Raw genomic sequence first — 17245 nt, forward strand, 5'->3', positions numbered from 1 at the left:
ACATTCGCAAGTAATAATGTTCCGATGCTGGCTAGTGACCGGGATTTGCAGAAGGAATTAGCGATTGTCAAATTGAACGATATTATTCGAAACATTAAGCAACAAAAGAAAGAAGTCGACGCTAAATTACAGTTGTTGATAAAGGCTAAAACCGAGCAGGAAAAAAACAGAATCCAGAATGAATTGAACGAATTGAGTAAGGCGATCGTTGAACAAGAGTCGTCATTTGAGATGATACTGACGGCGGGTTTGGAGCTGGAAAAAGACGATGCTGAAGCGCAAGAGAAGTTTGATTGGCAAAAGGATTTGCTGGAAATTGTGCAACCGATTTTAAGCGAATTGCGGCAATTAACGGAGAATAAACGCAAACTGGACAATCTGAACAAGAAGATTGCTTTTTATACGTCACAAATCGCGGATATCGAAGAAGTTCTTAAACATATTTCAAAGGTTAATACACAAGACTTTGAGAAAGAAGCCTTAATGGAATTTGAGCACATTGACCGGAAATGGCGGGGGCAGCTCGATAAAAGCAGACATTTGCTGGAAATTGTGCAATTACAGTATGACGAAATGATTAAATCGCAATCCGCAAAAGAAGTGTCGGTTGCCGAGCATATCGAGCAATTTGCCACGGGGCGAGGCGCGACCTTATTAATGGCGCTCGTTGCCTTTATTATGGTGTATTTCTCAATGTTGTTGCTGTTAAAACTGTTGGGCTGGTTGAGCAATAGAAACGAAGATCAGAAAAGGACCTATTATCAGCGGGTAATCAAATTGTTTTACCATTTCTTGATGGCGGCCTTGGCTGTTGCGGCAGCATTTTATGTGCTCAGTGTGAGAAATGATCAGGTATTGATTGGTATTACGGTGCTGCTGTTGCTGAGTATTATCTGGTTATTGAAGAGCTCTATTTCCAGTTATGTGAGCGAACTCAGAATACTGCTGAATACCGGTTCCGTCAGAGAAGGGGAATGTATCCTATACAATGGTATTCCAATGCAGGTTGAAAGTTTGAACTATTACACCAAATTGGTGAATCCGTTATTGCCCGGTTTGGAATTGCGTTTAACACTGGCGGAATTGGCGAACTATGTTTCTCGTCCTTATTCACCGGATGAGCCTTGGTTTCCCTGTCAAATCGGTGATTTTGTCATGCTTTCCGATGGAACGTACGGAATGGTAAAGTGTGTCACGCTCGAGAATGTCTTGTTGTCGCTTTCCGATGGCACAATGCCTAGAACCTATACCATTCCTGATTTTATTTCCGCAAGCCCTAAGAATTTTTCGTACGGGTTTATCGTTGTTAGCGAATTCGGTATCGATTATAAGCATCAGATGCTATGCACTACAGAGATCCCGGATAAAATGGCAAACGGGATCCGGGAAGGGCTGCTGCAGGAAACCTATGGTCACGCATTGAAGGACCTGTCGGTATTTTTTGCTAAAGCCAACACTTCTTCCTTGGATTATAAAATAATAGCCACTTTTGAAGGCATGGTTGCGAAAGACTACTTTGCGATTCGGCGTGCATTGCAACGTTATGCCGTTGAGGTTTGTAACCGGCAGCAATGGATCATTCCATTTACCCAAGTTGCCGTTCACACGCGGGTTGATTGATTTGGTGATTGATAATTGTGTCGATAAACTTGCTGGTTCATAAAAACTTCTTGATCTATTACTGCCTATGAAATTAGCTACCTGGAATGTTAATTCTTTGAAAGTGCGATTACCGCACGTTATTGATTGGTTAAAAACAAATCAACCGGATATGTTATGTTTACAAGAAACAAAACTGACCGATGAGAATTTTCCAATAAAAGAAATCGCGGAAGCTGGCTATGAGTCCATTTTTTCCGGGCAGAAAACCTACAACGGCGTAGCGATTCTGAGTAAACAAAAAGGGCTTGAAGTAGTAACGGCTTTCCCCGATTTTGTTGACGAGCAGAAAAGGATCATTGCTGCTACGTTCGGCGATTTGCGGATTGTTTCAGTGTACGTGCCAAATGGCGAGAGTGTCGGGTCTGACAAATATGATTATAAAATGAGATGGCTTCCCTCCTTGACCCGGTGGTTGCAGCAGGAGCTCAAAGTCTATCGAAAGTTAGCTTTGCTGGGAGATTTTAATATTGCACCGGAAGATCGCGATGTACATGATCCGGAATTGTGGGAAGGTAAGGTTCTGTGTAGTCAAACGGAACGATCCGCTTTTGGGGATTTGCTAAAATTGGGGTTGTCGGATAGTTTTCGGCTTTTTGATCAACCGGAAAAAGCGTTTACCTGGTGGGATTATCGGATGATGGCCTTTCGATTGAATCGTGGATTGCGTATTGATCATATTTTATTGAGCGCCGATCTTGCTCGTGATTGTGCTGCTTGTATCATCGACAAATCAACGCGGAAACTCGAACGCCCGTCCGATCACGCGCCAGTATTGGTCGAACTGTCGTTATAAAATATTTCCGGATCAATTGGTGTTATTTTTATCTGAGAGAGCATTAAGCTCTTTTTTTAAAATGTTCAGATTATTTTCTCGTCTGTCGATTTCAGCGCGTAGCCGTTCTACACGATCCAAGTATCTTTGATAATTCCGTTCACTTCCCAATCGATCGGGACTACCGTCTTTATATTCATTTTTAACCTCGCTGAGGCGTTTTTCTTCTTCAGAAATTTTACTTTGTAGCTTTTCTTTCTGCTCTTCCAATTTCATCGATTCTCTACGTCTTGCGATTCGATCTTCTACATCTCCCGAATCGACGGGAGGAACGACGACAATAGGGGGTAAATTGAGTTGTTTAGCATTGCTGGATGGAATGTTTGAGTAGGTAACTTTGCCCTGTTCATCAACATGTTTGTAGATTCCTGCGCTAGCCGGGAATGAAAGAAAAATTAATGCAATCAAGAAGAAGTACTTTCTTTTCATAAGTTCACCGGGTTGGTGGTCACAAGGTGTGTTCAATCGCTACTATCTTCCAAGCTCTTTTTTTAGGGCGCTGATATTTCTTTGATGCAAAAACAGTTTATTTTTTAACTGAACAACCTTTTCTGTCGAATTGTTGATATCAGATCCAATGGAAATTTGATCCAAAGAATTTTGTGTATCCGCAAAAAGCTTTTCTTCCGTTACTAGCTCTTTCTCCAGGATTTTACGGCGCGTCAAATCCCGGTCATTTTGGGTGGAATCTTTAACTTTAGGTAAGTTTGAAGCGGATTGCGGTCTGGATTGGCTGACACTCTCTCTGGAAAAAGACGCAATCGAAATTTTTTCAGCATTGGGGATAGGGCGGTTGGTAAATGTAATATTGCCATCCTTATCAACATGTTTATAGATGGTTGATCCGGCAATGCCATTAGGTATAAGGATGAGTTGCAGAAAAATCAGAAAAAATAATATGCTGGTTCTCATATTGCGCTAGATGTGAGTTAGTAACAATTGCAACCATGTAATCAGTTTATCAATGATTTCTTGAGTATAAAGTTAGAAAAGAGCTGTATATTCCTCCTTATTACAGTTAATGTTTTTTACGAAGTATGCATCAATCTGGATTAAATCAAAGAGTTATTTGGTGGTATTTAATCCATTTGTCGATTAAAGGCTGTAATACATATGGAATTCGAGCGGATGTGTTGTTGTTCGCAACAAGACAACTTCCTCCATCTTCAACTGAATATATGCATCAATCATGTCATTGGAAAATACACCGCCTCGGATCAGAAACTCCCGGTCTTTGTCCAGGCATTCCAATGCTTCATCCAACGATGCACAGGCATTAGGGACCTTGGCGGCTTCTTCAGGTGGTAAGTCATACAGATTTTTATCCATTGGATCGCCCGGGTGTATTTTATTTTGGATACCGTCGAGTCCTGCCATCATTAACGCGGTAAACGCTAAGTATGGGTTGGCTGTCGGGTCTGGAAATCTGACTTCAATACGCCGCCCTTTTGGGCTGCTGGTGTGAGGAATGCGGATTGCTGCGGAACGATTGCTGGCCGAATAAGCCAAATTGACAGGGGCTTCGAACCCGGCTACCAAGCGTTTGTATGAATTGGTGCTGGGATTACAAATGGCATTCAGCGATTTTGCATGTTTTAGAATACCGCCGATGTAATACAGCGCGATTTCAGACAAACCGGCGTAACCATTGCCGGAAAACAAGTTTTTACCATCTTTCCAGATTGATTGATGCACATGCATGCCGGAACCATTATCACCGACGATAGGCTTGGGCATGAAAGTGGCAGTTTTGCCGTAGGAATGCGCGACATTGTGGACCACATACTTCAGAATTTGATTCCAGTCGGCGCGTTTCACCAAGCTATTAAAGCGTGTTCCGATTTCACATTGTCCGGCAGTGGCAACTTCATGGTGATGTACCTCAACGCCAACTCCCATTTCTTCCAAAGTAAGGCACATTGCAGAGCGGATATCCTGGAACGAATCGACAGGGGGGACTGGAAAGTAACCGCCTTTGATTGCAGGACGATGACCGATATTGCCGCTTTCGTATTTGAGCGCAGAACTCCATGCGGCTTCTTCGGATTCAATTTTTACGGAGCTTCCGGACATATCGGTGTGCCAGCGTACCGAGTCAAATATGAAAAATTCAGGTTCCGGGCCGAAATATGCTACGTCACCAATGCCGGTCGATCTAAGATAAATTTCAGCACGTTTTGCAAGCGAACGGGGATCCCGGTTATAGCCTTTTCCGTCAGCAGGTTCAACGACATCACACGTAAGCAGTATGGTTGGTTCATCCATGAACGGATCCAAGTTGGCAGTTTCCGGGTCAGGAATTAACAACATATCAGAGGCCTGAATGCCTTTCCAGCCACCGATTGATGAACCATCAAAAGGATGACCGTCTTCAAATTTGTCGGCATCAAAGGTATGTGCGGGAATGGTGACGTGATGTTCTTTACCGTTGGTATCGGTAAATCGTAAATCTACAAACTTGACGTCATTGTCTTGAATCATTTTCAAAACATCAGCTACCACCATATTATTTTCTCCAGGCTTTCTGTAACAAAAATATTAATAACTAAAGATACATTTGGATAGAATTATACCAGCACAATCTCATGAGTAATTTAGAACCTTGCTGGCATCTGTTTGTAATTCGGCCGATTGGAATCAATTTCATAAATATCCGGATGTGAATTCTACTGTACTATAGTTGGTTAAGTCTCTACGCCTATGTAATTTTTCATGTGTAGCGGGTTTTACTTTACTGCTTGCATTGCCAGCAAAATCCGCGTATTCGTTGAAGCTATCTAAATATTATGTCCCAAGCGCTTAATTTGCTTAGAGAAGTTTTTGGCTATCCGGCTTTTCGGGGGCAACAAGCTGAAATTATTTCGCACCTGGCTCAAGGGGGTGATTGCCTGGTTTTAATGCCGACGGGGGGCGGTAAATCGCTGTGTTATCAGATTCCCGCGTTGATGCGCGATGGTGTCGCTATTGTGATATCCCCGTTAATAGCTTTGATGCGCAATCAAGTCGCGGCACTGCATGAAATAGGGGTGCGAGCGGCGGTTCTGAATTCTTCACTCACCCGGCAGGAAACTGTATCCGTTGAGCGGAATCTTATAGCAGGGGATTACGATTTGCTGTACGTAGCGCCAGAGCGTTTGTTAACCGCTCGATTTATGAATTTAATTTCCAATATTCGTATCGCACTATTTGCAATTGATGAGGCGCACTGTGTTTCTCAATGGGGACACGATTTTCGTCCAGAGTATATGCAGTTGTCGATATTACATGAGCGTTTTCCGGAAGTGCCGCGCATTGCTCTGACAGCAACGGCGGATAAAGATACGCGAAAAGACATCGTTGAGCGGTTGGGATTGAGTACGGCGATGGTATTTATTTCCAGTTTTGATCGCCCCAATATCCGCTATCGAATTGTGGATAAAACCGATCGTTATTCTCAATTATTGACTTTCATTTTGAAAGAACATTCAGGTGAAGCCGGGATTGTATATTGTCTGTCGCGTAAGAAAGTTGAAGAGACGGCAGCTTGGTTAACCAAGCAGGGCTTGCTTGCAGTTGCATATCATGCCGGTATGAGCATGCAGGAGCGAAATGAGAGTCAAGAAAAATTTTTGCGTGATGATAGCATTATCATGGTGGCCACAATTGCTTTTGGAATGGGAATAGATAAACCGAATGTGCGTTTTGTCGCGCATCTTGATTTGCCGAAAAGTATAGAAGGTTACTACCAGGAGACTGGTCGTGCAGGGCGAGATGGGTTAGCTGCGGATGCTTGGATGATTTACGGATTGGGTGATGTCATTCTGCAACAGCGACGCATTGAAGAGTCGGAAGCAAATCCTGTGCATAAACAGGTAACGCTGCGAAAATTAGAAGCTATGTTATCACTGTGTGAGACATCGACGTGTCGTCGTATGCAAATGTTAAGTTATTTTGGGGAAACAGTAACTATAGCGGCATGTGGTAACTGCGATATCTGTTTGAATCCGCCAGAAATTTGGAATGCGACTGTGGAAGTGCAAAAAGCATTGTCATGTGTATATCGCACTGGACAAAATTTTGGTGTAAGACATTTGATAGATGTGCTGCGGGGGAACTTGACAAATCGTATCAAGGAATGGCATCACGATAAAATTAGTACGTTTGGAATTGGAAAAGATCTATCAGTTAGCGCCTGGCGATCTATTTTTAGGCAGATTATTGCACTCGGTTTTTTAAAAACAGCTAGTAATGAATATGGCGCTTTACGACTGACTGAGAAAAGTCGCGAAATATTAAAAGGGCAACGGGCTGTTTTTTTACATCAACGGGAAAAATCAAAACGATTGTCTGAGGAGCAACCAAACGATGATTTAAACAATTTGAATATGAGCGAACGAGCCCTATGGAATCAATTGCGCATTTGGCGTGCAACAACCGCGAAAGAGCAAGGTGTCCCGGCATATGTGATTTTTCATGATGCTACTCTTTTGGAGCTAGTGCGATTGTGCCCACAGAATGCAAACGAATTAAGCCAGGTAGCGGGAATAGGTGCTCGGAGGCTTGAAAAATATGGTAGTCACCTAATGGCCATTCTTCTCGCCAATTCACAAGCGGATGGTTAGAAAATTTTAGTATATTTAAGTCCGCCACTTGGAATTTTTTTCAAATCTGTTATATACTCAAAAATCAAGAAATAATTATGATAGATTTAGTTATAAGGAAAAGATAATGAAAGTATCGTTTGTATCGTTTTTTGCAGCAGTAACTTTATTAGTTTTCTTGGCGGCTTGTTCAAATGCTGATATGGGTGATCCTAGCCAGGTTGCTGAAGATTGTCCGCATGGTGTTGATGGAAATGGTAATTGTGTCAAAGAAGGGCAAGATCCGCGTCCTTATGGTGGTAAAAGCAAACCTGGCCACTGATAATCCAAAATTCTAATAATCTGATTGAGCTTTAAACCGTCCACAGTGGCGGTTTTTTTATGCCTGATCTTCCCCAGATTTTCGAATTCGTAACTTATTACTAGCACAATGATTGCAAGATTGTCTGGTAGTTTTTGAGCAAGTTTAGATCTGGACCAACTTGGTTTTCTTAAGTTCTTGTGTTTGTTGCATTCCAAAGTTACTCGAGGCAAAGAAAAGCTGGATATTTGCTTTGCTGCATTTGTGTTGAATAAGAGTATAAATCGATGAGTGTTTCTCAGTTTACTATTACAAATTGGTTTTATGATACGGATATTGCGGAGAAGGATTCGTGGTGACCTGTAAAGAGTATCGACTGGTTGTAAGTGAGATGATTAATTATTGAGTTGATGTTATAACCAGTAAAAAACATTTGTAGTAGAACCGTGGCGGATTATTAAAAGGATTTTTCCCTTTTGAATCGGTGCTGACCATATCTCGTGTGTTTGTTTTTTTACTCATTTAGTATTTTCTTTAAGAAGCTTTTAGTACGTGTTTGATTTGTAACAAACATTACTGTATTTTATCGGATTAAAATTCAATCATTAAAGTTTCTTCTTTTATATGTCGTAGCTAACGTGAAGTTCGTTACTTATCTACTTGATATTCATATATATTAATATATATGAGATTGCCAGCTTAGTTAATTTGGTTTGAATAACATTGTCATCAAAAAGGGAAAAGGATTATGGCTTTTGCAAATTTTCGGTTGTTTTTGTTATTGAGTGGAGCGATTTCGGTTGCTGTAGTTCTCACTGCTTGTGATAAAGAGGAGCCGACTGAAAAGAAACCCGGTCAAGCGTTGGTAAGTGTGAATGGAAAAGAAATTACAATGCTGCAACTCAACGATGAAATCAGGCGAGCTAACATACGTGCTGATCAATATGAGGCTGCGAGTAAGCAATTATTGGAATCGCTAATTTCCCGGCAGTTGATTGTTGATGAAGCTGTTCGAAACAAACTTGACCGTACGCCAGAAGTTATGCAGGCAAAGGAACGAGTTATTGCACAAGTGATAACACAAGCGTATTTGCAAGGTATTATGAGTAAAGTTGTGAAACCTACAAAAGCTGAAATAGATGAATACTACCAGAAGCACCCAGAGTTATTTACTCATCGTAAACAATTTGATTTGACGATAGTACGAATAGCAACCAAGGATTTAAGTGAAGAATTAAAGAAAGTACTTGATGCAGCAAAAACGCTTGATGAGGTTGTTTTGTGGCTTGAAAAAAATAAAGTACAGTATATTCGTAATGTAGCATCACGTAGTTCGACTGATCTGCCGCCCCAGATGACGACTTTATTGCAGGAAAAAAGTAAAGATACAATTTTTATTATTAATGAACAAGAAACTAGCTCATTAATCTATGTTAATGCAGTTAAGGAAAGTCCAGTTGCGCTTGCCTCAGCTGCGCCACAAATCGAAAGATTCTTGATGAATCAAAAATTCAAAGAAGCAACAGATGCTGAAATTACCCGTCTACGAGCTGCTGCAAAAATTGAATATCTTAATGTTAAAGATCAGAAACCAAATGATGAAAAACCCGTTAGTTCATCATCTAATGAATTGATACCGGATAGTTTGGAAGGAATGAGTAATTCCGCACCAATTTCTGAAGGAGCAATTGAAAGAGGTATTACTGGATTTAAGTAATATTTTGTGTATTTTTAGGATTTGAAGCTGATTGGGTTATGAATTAAGGACTGCAATAAATGAAGAAATATTTGAGTAAATTCAATTTATGGAGTTTGACTTTTATTTTTCTCTGGATCGCTTGTACTAATGTTGCATTAGCTGACGATTCAAGAGAAAGTGTACTAGGGCCTGGAGATCTATTAAAGATATTTGTCTATGGTCATCCTGATATGACGACTGAATCAAAAGTAAGTGAAAATGGGAATATCACTTTTCCTCTTCTGGGTGAAATTCTCGTTGATGGATTAACACCTTCTGCAGCAGAGAAAAAGATTGCGAATTTGCTTGAGAGCAGAGATATCTTACGCAACCCACAAGTGAATATTTTTACCGCATCACTGCAAAGCCAAATGATATCAGTTCTCGGATATGTTCGAAATCAGGGGCGCTATCCTATTGATGGAAAACGTAGTCTGACCGAAATTCTTGCAATGGCAGGTGGAATCATTCCGGAAGGTGGCGATCTAATTACGCTGATTCGTTCCGATGGAAAACAGTTCTTTAAGGAAGTGATCGATGTGTCAGAGATGGTGCGTTCTGGAGATTTATCGCGCGATATTCACGTAAGAAGTGATGATCTTGTTTATGTCGAAAGAGCAAATAGATTTTATATTTATGGTGAAGTTCAGCGTGCTGGAACATACAGATTAGAACGTAATATGACGGTCATTCAGGCTCTGTCTGTAGCTGGTGGGCTTAATCCGCGAGGTACCGAACGTGGTTTAAGAGTCCAAAGACGTGATTCTCACGGAAATCTTAAAGTTCTATCTGTGAAATCTAGTGATCTGGTTGAACCTGATGATGTTATTTATATCAAAGAGAGTTTGTTTTGATAATGACTCCATGCTGACTTAGAAATTTTTCTGAAAAACGGAAGTATTAGCATCATGTACGCCTTATTCTTAATAACAATGTATTGATTTGGATCAAAATTTAATCTATGGATTTTTCTCGATTCTTTTTTATCGTATTAGCAAGGTATAAGCTTATTTTGCTAACTCTTGTTGTGACAATCTCGACAACTCTGATCGTGAGCTTGTCGTTACCAAAAAGTTACAAGTCATCAGCAACCTTGTTACTTACTTATAAAGGAATTGATCCTGTTTCGGGTTCAGTGATTGCTGCTCATCTAAGTCCAGGTTTTATGGCTACTCAAATAGATGTTATCAAGAGTTCCAGGACAGCGCTGATGGTGATAGATCAGCTAAGGCTTGATCAAAGCGATGTCGTAAAAAAACAACATGAAGATAGTAACAGTGAATTGAGTTTGCGCGATTGGCTGGCGAATTTTTTGCTTAGGAATGTTGATGTTGAAACTTCGCGTGATAGCAGTGTAATTGGTATTGGTTATAAAGGACCTGATCCGATGTTCGCAGCTGCAATGGCTAATGCTTTCGCCAATGCTTATCAAGAAATAAGTATTCGACTTACAGTCGAGCCATCACAGAAAGCAGCAACTTATTTTACCGATCAACTTAATGTGCTGCGCGAAAGATTAGAAACAGCTCAGAGAAAACTAACTGAGTATCAGCAAGAAAAGGGAATCATAGATGTAGATTATCGCCTTGATGCCGAAACGAAGCGGCTAGATGAGCTTTCTCGTCAACTTATTTTTGCTCAAGCAGATCTTATGGGTACGGTGCCAGAAGGAGAAAACAACAGCGCTGGAGAGAGTACAAGTATCGCTAGAAATGCAATGATTAATAATTTAAGGCTTAGTTTAGTTCAAGCTGAGACCAAGTTCTCGGAAATTTCCCAGAGAATTGGGAGTAATCATCCCACGTATGGAGCCTCAAAGGCCGATGTTGATAAATTGAGAGCAGAACTTAACAGATACATACGTACAACTAAGAACACAGCGATTAATCAAGAGAGCGAGATTCGTGCGGCACTTGAAGAGCAAAAAACGAAAGTTTTAACACTTAACCGCTCAAGAAACGAACTCTTACTTTTAGCTAGAGAAGTCGAAGGTGCACAGCAAGCCTATAATACTGCGATGCAACGATTGAACCAAACCAGCTTGGAAGGTCAGGCGAACCTTTCTACGGTGTCAATACTTGATGCAGCTAAAGTCCCCGATCGACCTGATAGCCCGAAGATTATCCTTAATACGGTTTTGTCCGTCATCCTGGGTACTCTTCTCGGTCTGGGAATAGGGCTGCTTGCGGAAATGATCGATCGGCGTGTGCGTTCAGCAGAAGATTTGATCGATATACTCCAAGTGCCTGTTCTTGGTGTAATAAAGAGAGGAATTCCAAAACCAAAACGATTACAGATAGGCTGGCCCCGTCTATTAAGAAAAGGCACAGCTTGAGCTTAAATAGGATTAACAATGAGTATTCCGAATTCTTCAGATGCAGAGAAATATAATACTACAAGCCCAATTGATTCTAATATGACTTCTCTTCGCAAATTTAGTATAGGACACATTTTGCTTGATATGGGTAAGATTACACCATCTGAAGCTGAACGTATTTTACGACTACAGAAGGAAAGTGGTTTGCGTTTTGGTGACGCGGCACTTAAATTGGGACTCATTACAGAAGAAGATATTCAGCTGGTACTTGCACAGCAGTTTGATTATCCTTACTTATTACCTGGACAAGGAAATCATCCACCAGAATTGGTGGTTGCATACCAGCCATTTGGAGCGCAGGTTGAAGTTTTTCGTGCCGTCCGGAGTCAATTAATGTTGCGATGGTTCACTACGGGGCATAAGGCATTGGCAATAGTTAGCTATAATCCTGGTGATGGCGTAAGCCTCTTTGCGGCAAATTTGGCTATAGTATTTTCGCAACTTGGGGAGCGAACATTACTGATCGATTCAAATCTGCGCTATCCTCAGCAACATGAAATTTTTAATATCAAGAACAAACAAGGGTTATCTGATGTATTAGCCGGGCGAGCCGGGATTTCAGAAGTGATAGCGAGGATTGATGCGTTTATTGATCTCTCAGTTTTGCCGGCAGGGACACCGCCACCGAATCCTCTAGAACTACTGAATCGTTCATCGTTTGACAATATCAATGATCAATTGGCCAATCAATTCGATATCATTTTATATGATACGGTGGCTTTTTCCAATGGCACAGATGCACTTGCAATAGCGGCTCGTACCGGTGGTGCGTTACTTGTAGCAAGTAAAAATAATACTCGTCTAAATGATATTCATATTATGAACGAGCAGCTTAAAAGAATGGGAACCGAAGTGATTGGTTCTATTTTGATTGATTGATTGATTATTACGATAGCCACTATATAAATGCTTACTATTTCACTCAAATCACATGCTTTCAGGTACAAATTAATCGATTGGGTACCTGTTTTGTTGGGAGTATTAACTTTATACCTGCCAACGGTATTTGATCTCTTTAATGGTATATGGGCTAGTGAGGAGCAAGCGCATGGGCCAATCATTCTATTCTTGTCACTTTGGCTTATTTACCGTAAGTGGCCAGAGATGATGATTAAGAGTGAAGGAAAATCGCCATCATTTTTTTGGGGTTGGTCGATTTTTCTTTTGTCACTGTTGCTTTATATTATTGGTCGATCTCAACAAATATTAATATTTGAAATGGGCTCATTCATTACGGTAATTTCCGCGATTTTGCTTCTTAAATGTGGAGCTGGTGCGCTTAAGGTAATGTGGTTTCCTATTTTTTTCTTATTATTTATGATCCCACTGCCCGGTACAGTTGTAAGCTTGCTTACCATGCCGATGAAAATGGCAGTTTCATACGTTGCGGAAAATATCCTATTTTGGGCTAACTATCCGATAGCACGTAATGGCGTGATATTGCAAATTGGGCAATATCAGCTACTTGTCGCAGATGCTTGTGCTGGTTTGCAAACATTATTAACTTTAGAAGCGCTTGGGTTATTTTATTTAAATTTGGTACAACATACCTCTTTCTTTAGAAATGTGGCATTGGCTATTTTGATTATACCGATTTCTTTTACGGCTAATGTGATACGTGTAATTGTACTTACTTTAATTACTTATCACTATGGAGATGCTGCAGGACAAGGTTTCTTGCATGGATTTGCGGGAATGGTATTGTTCATCAGTGCGTTAATATTGATATTGGGAGTGGATTCGTTGCTCCAATTATTTGTTAAAGCACGGCCTGCCAGTGTTTAACAAATTTCCGGTAAATAATTTTTGCTAATTAAGCATTAAATAATAGGTATAAAAGGAGAGACATCATATGAGAAAATCCTTAGTTACTAGCTTTATCCTCGGAGTGCTAATGATAGTTTCTGCTGCATTAACGATGGCATTAACTCCTACAAAAAAGATTGCTGATCAGCAAGAAAAGTTTGATTTAGAAACTATGATACCCGCGAGATTCGGCAACTGGAAAATTGATGAATCAATAATACCTTTGCAAGTTGATGCGGACACTCAAGCGAAATTAGACAAAATTTATAATCAAACATTGTCAAGAACTTATGTTAATTCTTATGGTGAGCGAATAATGCTATCAGTTGCTTATGGAGGCGATCAGAGTGACAATCTTGCGATACATAAGCCGGAAGTGTGTTATTACGCACAAGGTTTCGAAGTAATGAAAATTTATGCCGATGAATTGCTGACACAATATGGAAAATTTCCTATTAAGCGTTTAATGGCGGTAAAAGGAAGCCGCAATGAACCGATAACTTACTGGGTGACCATTGGTAATAAAGCAGTGCTACCGGGGATCGAAGAAAAATTACAACAACTTCGTTACGGATTAACAGGTAATGTTCCTGATGGAATGCTGGTTCGAGTCTCATCTATTGATACTGATCGAGAGAGAGCATATCAGCTTCAAAATATCTTTATTCAAGACCTGTTGTCGATGGTTGCAGATGGGGAGCGGATCAGATTGATAGGAAGTTTTGGTGTATAAGCAAGGTTTCCTAAATAAAACGAACATATCGGCAGATTCTGATAATAAAAAGATATTCTATATCATCGTTTTAGCAAGCGTGCTAATAGCGATGATATTTGGACTATTTGCAGTAACTGCAAACCCAATAATTATCAGTCTTGCAGTTGCTCTTGTTGTCGGTACTTTTCTTTTGACGAAGCCGATTTGGATGATCTGGTTGCTGTTAGCATCGGGCTTATTGGTAGTCGGGATGCTCCCGCTTTATCTAGACTTTCTTGCATCTAAAGCTGCGTGGGGAGTTTCAATACTCGGCTTTATTCTTTTATTTCTGACATTCTTCAAAATTACTACTTTTCCAAGAGTTGTTAGAGCTACTCCAACTTTCATTTGGTTTGTTCTTTTTTTTCTGATCTATGCAATTATAAACTCGCTGCTTCAATGGCATACAGCATTTGAATTTCTAGGTGGAGTGAAGCGTTATTTTCAGATGTATGGACTGGTGTTTATGTTGTGTTGGTATAATTTTGATGAGCGCGATATTCAACGTTGGCAGGTATTTCTATTAATAGTTGCCATATTACAGCTGCCTACAGCAGTGTATGAGCTTCTAGTTTTTGCTCCATTATTAGCTAGTACATGGGGAGTGGCTGCTGTTGATTTGGTTGCAGGGACTTTTGGTGCACAAAAAGATGGTGGAGGGGCCAACGCAGAGATGTGTCTTTTTCTGATCATCATGATGGCGTTCCTGCTCGCGAGGCATAAAGAGAAGATATTATCTTTTAAACAACTTGCGATATTTTTACCTATCCTGATATCACCTTTGTTTTTAGGTGAAACTAAAGCAGTTATTGTAATGCTACCATTAATGTTTTTAGTACTTTATCGGCATGAAATTTTCACGCGCTTTCATTATTGGTTGATTGGATTTATTTCGGCAATTTTACTTGCCATTGCTATCGGGTATTATTATCTGAGTCTAAGCCCCAGGCCTGTTGAACAGCAGATAGCTGAGACGATTGAATACAACTTTAAAAGTAAAGGTTATGGCGGACAGCATTTGAATCGTACGACTGTTCTAACGTTCTGGGCTGAAAAACAAGGTGCTCACGACCCGGTTTCTTTTTTGTTCGGAAATGGCATTGGTAGCTCTCATTCTGGCGCCCGAGGGCATGTTGCTAAGCTTTATCCTGGATATGGTATCGGATTGACATCTGCCTCAACACTACTTTGGGACCTTGGCATAGTAGGATTAAGCTTGTTCATTGCTATTTTATTCTTTGCCTGGAGCTGCACACGGACATTATGGAAAGAATCTAACATACCGTCAGTGAGAGCGGATGCGATTGCTATCCAATCAGCATTAGCATTGTTTGGATTTCATATTCTTTATCGCGATTCATTGCTTGATTTACCATCGATACAGATTGTGCTTACGGGATTACTTGGCTATTTGGCTTGGATGCATCGCAGGCATTATTTTTCTATTCATGGGAATAAAGGGCGACCTGCATAAATATACAAAAGGTTGCGGAGGGAAGTTCCATGACGAAATTAATCTTTGGTATCCGGGTTTAAGATTCTGATTTTTATTATAAGATCGATGATTTATTTCAGTATCCGACAAATTTGATATCGATAGTAACAGCAGGATGACGAGTCGGGTATCCTAGATTCAAGAAAAAACTAATATTATGCGATTTTTTTAGCAATCCTTGATATGGCAAGGAGAGCTTGATCGGAATCTTGACTAAGAGTAATCAAGCAAAATATGGAGTAACACGTTGGATATCAAAGAAGTTATCGAGAATGGTTTTTGTATCGGTTGCGGAGTTTGTCGGGGGGTTGATCAAACTATTAAGATAAATCTGAACGACTTTGGAGAATATGTTGCCGATTTCAAAGATTCCAATCCGGATAAAATTGCTAAAGCTTCTGAAGTCTGTCCTTTTGCTTCTAACTCGAATGAGACTGTGTTGGCAGAAGAATTTTTTTTCGGGCAATTACAGCATGATTCGATCGGTCGTTACTTAGGTTTATTTGCAGGTTATTCATTAAATGATAGGAACGCTGGTTCATCGGGGGGGATAATAACATTTATAATTAATGAATTATTTGAGAATAAGAAGATTGACTACGCGATTCTTGTTCGTCCGCATATAGCTAATAATGTTAGAAATATCGATTTTTCTTTTGATGTTATTTCATCGAAGCTCGATGTTAGTTCTGGTTCTACCTCTTTTTATTATCCTGTAACGTATTCAGAGGTACTCGAATTTATAGCAAAAAATCCGGGTAGATATGCGATAACAGGTATCCCATGTTTTCACAAAGCAATTCGCTTGCTTAAACGACAAAATCCGCTTTATCGAGATCGTATTCAATACCAATTAGGCCTGGTTTGTGGTCAATTGAAAAGTACCCTTTATTTTGAATATTTACTCCGCCGTGCTGAAGTGCCAATTGGTAAAGTTGAATCAGCCTGCTTTCGAAGGAAAGATTTTAGGAATCGCGCAGATGAATATTTTTTTGAGGCTGCTACCAGAGATTCAAACGAAAAGCAACATACTTACCGAATCAGTAACAGGAAAATTGGCATAAATTGGGGGATGGGTTTGTTTAAACCTAAGGCATGTGACTATTGCGATGATGTATTTGCTGAAACTGCCGATATTGCTGTAATGGATGGCTGGTTGCCTCAGTATATTAATGACGGGAGAGGCACTAGTTTGATGGTAATTCGAGATAAGTATCTGTACGACATGATAATTGATGGCGAAAAAAACGGTAAATTGCATCTGCAAGAAATTGGGACTGATGAAATAGTTAAATCTCAGCAAGGTGGATTGAATCATCGGAGAAAAGGCTTGGCTTATCGGTTACATTTGTCGAAAGGGGTGGTACCGTCCAAGCGCGTCAAACCTTCATCGAAGTTTTCGTTATCGTTTAAATCTGAACAAATTCTCAGGCTTATTCTCCGTAAGACAAGCAGACAGGCGATGGCTTTACAAACGAGAATTGGGTCAGGGCTACTGATTTTTAATTTAATAATGGCCCCATTGTTTTTTATTTATCGATTCTTACAGAAATTTCAACGTTTAGTAAAAGCGATATCTTCCTGATGGATTGACTATTTCGTAGAGACTTTTGCACGGTCACCTGCCTGGAGTACTGGATCGGATGAAATAATTGTGTTTTAGAACAACAGCATTGAAGTGGTGGATATGAATTTCTCGG

The 17245-nt window shown here is 40.2% G+C and carries 15 protein-coding genes; 12 read left to right on the forward strand and 3 right to left on the reverse strand.

Annotation, left to right across the window (positions count from 1 at the left end; all coding sequences use genetic code 11):
- Positions 1 to 24 precede the first annotated feature (24 nt).
- A complete protein-coding gene (locus tag RBH92_RS05160) occupies positions 25 to 1620 on the forward strand; it encodes a hypothetical protein (RefSeq protein ID WP_307933562.1) in 1596 nt (531 codons plus the stop codon).
- Between the two features lie 67 nt (positions 1621 to 1687).
- Positions 1688 to 2455, forward strand: coding sequence for an exodeoxyribonuclease III (gene xth, locus RBH92_RS05165; protein ID WP_307933563.1), 768 nt, complete (start codon positions 1688 to 1690; stop codon positions 2453 to 2455).
- 12 nt (positions 2456 to 2467) lie between these two features.
- Here xth and RBH92_RS05170 read toward each other — a convergent pair whose 3' ends face one another.
- The 3 genes from RBH92_RS05170 to glnA all read right to left on the reverse strand — a co-directional run bounded on the left by RBH92_RS05170 (position 2468) and on the right by glnA (position 4999).
- On the reverse strand, positions 2468 to 2923 hold the full coding sequence (locus RBH92_RS05170) for a DUF4124 domain-containing protein (protein ID WP_307933564.1): 456 nt from the start codon (positions 2921 to 2923) through the stop codon (positions 2468 to 2470).
- 42 nt (positions 2924 to 2965) lie between these two features.
- The gene (locus RBH92_RS05175) at positions 2966 to 3406 is read right to left on the reverse strand and encodes a DUF4124 domain-containing protein (RefSeq protein WP_307933565.1); all 441 of its coding nucleotides are present in this window, start codon (positions 3404 to 3406) and stop codon (positions 2966 to 2968) included.
- Positions 3407 to 3589: 183 nt separating this feature from the next.
- On the reverse strand, positions 3590 to 4999 hold the full coding sequence (glnA, locus tag RBH92_RS05180; RefSeq protein WP_307933566.1) for a type I glutamate--ammonia ligase: 1410 nt from the start codon (positions 4997 to 4999) through the stop codon (positions 3590 to 3592).
- 281 nt (positions 5000 to 5280) lie between these two features.
- Here glnA and recQ point away from each other — a divergent pair, with 281 nt between their 5' ends.
- From recQ to RBH92_RS05230, 10 genes are all read left to right on the forward strand, one after another.
- Entirely contained in the window at positions 5281 to 7095 is a 1815-nt protein-coding gene (gene recQ / locus RBH92_RS05185) for a DNA helicase RecQ (protein ID WP_307933567.1), read from the forward strand.
- A 106-nt stretch (positions 7096 to 7201) separates the two neighbouring features.
- A complete protein-coding gene (locus RBH92_RS05190; RefSeq protein ID WP_307933568.1) occupies positions 7202 to 7396 on the forward strand; it encodes a hypothetical protein in 195 nt (64 codons plus the stop codon).
- Between the two features lie 727 nt (positions 7397 to 8123).
- Positions 8124 to 9092: an EpsD family peptidyl-prolyl cis-trans isomerase gene (locus RBH92_RS05195; protein ID WP_307933569.1), complete on the forward strand. Its 969-nt coding sequence runs from the start codon at positions 8124 to 8126 to the stop codon at positions 9090 to 9092.
- A gap of 59 nt (positions 9093 to 9151) precedes the next feature.
- Entirely contained in the window at positions 9152 to 9967 is an 816-nt protein-coding gene (gene epsE, locus RBH92_RS05200) for a polysaccharide export protein EpsE (RefSeq protein WP_307933570.1), read from the forward strand.
- 107 nt (positions 9968 to 10074) lie between these two features.
- Positions 10075 to 11448, forward strand: a complete 1374-nt coding sequence (gene epsF / locus RBH92_RS05205; RefSeq protein WP_307933571.1) for a chain length determinant protein EpsF — start codon at positions 10075 to 10077, stop codon at positions 11446 to 11448.
- 18 nt (positions 11449 to 11466) lie between these two features.
- Positions 11467 to 12369 (forward strand): chain length determinant protein tyrosine kinase EpsG, encoded by a 903-nt coding sequence (gene epsG / locus RBH92_RS05210; RefSeq protein ID WP_307933572.1) that lies wholly within the window; start codon positions 11467 to 11469, stop codon positions 12367 to 12369.
- A 27-nt stretch (positions 12370 to 12396) separates the two neighbouring features.
- A complete protein-coding gene (gene xrtB / locus RBH92_RS05215) occupies positions 12397 to 13275 on the forward strand; it encodes an exosortase B (protein ID WP_307933573.1) in 879 nt (292 codons plus the stop codon).
- A gap of 67 nt (positions 13276 to 13342) precedes the next feature.
- Positions 13343 to 14029 (forward strand): exosortase-associated protein EpsI, B-type, encoded by a 687-nt coding sequence (epsI, locus tag RBH92_RS05220; protein ID WP_307933574.1) that lies wholly within the window; start codon positions 13343 to 13345, stop codon positions 14027 to 14029.
- A complete protein-coding gene (locus RBH92_RS05225) occupies positions 14022 to 15524 on the forward strand; it encodes a hypothetical protein (protein ID WP_307933575.1) in 1503 nt (500 codons plus the stop codon). The genes epsI and RBH92_RS05225 overlap by 8 nt, the downstream gene beginning before the upstream one ends.
- Before the next feature lie 268 nt (positions 15525 to 15792).
- Positions 15793 to 17130, forward strand: a complete 1338-nt coding sequence (locus tag RBH92_RS05230; RefSeq protein ID WP_307933576.1) for a Coenzyme F420 hydrogenase/dehydrogenase, beta subunit C-terminal domain — start codon at positions 15793 to 15795, stop codon at positions 17128 to 17130.
- Positions 17131 to 17245: the final 115 nt, after the last annotated feature.

The organism is Nitrosomonas sp. sh817 (genome assembly GCF_030908545.1).
In the GTDB taxonomy this organism is placed as follows: Bacteria; Pseudomonadota; Gammaproteobacteria; order Burkholderiales; family Nitrosomonadaceae; genus Nitrosomonas.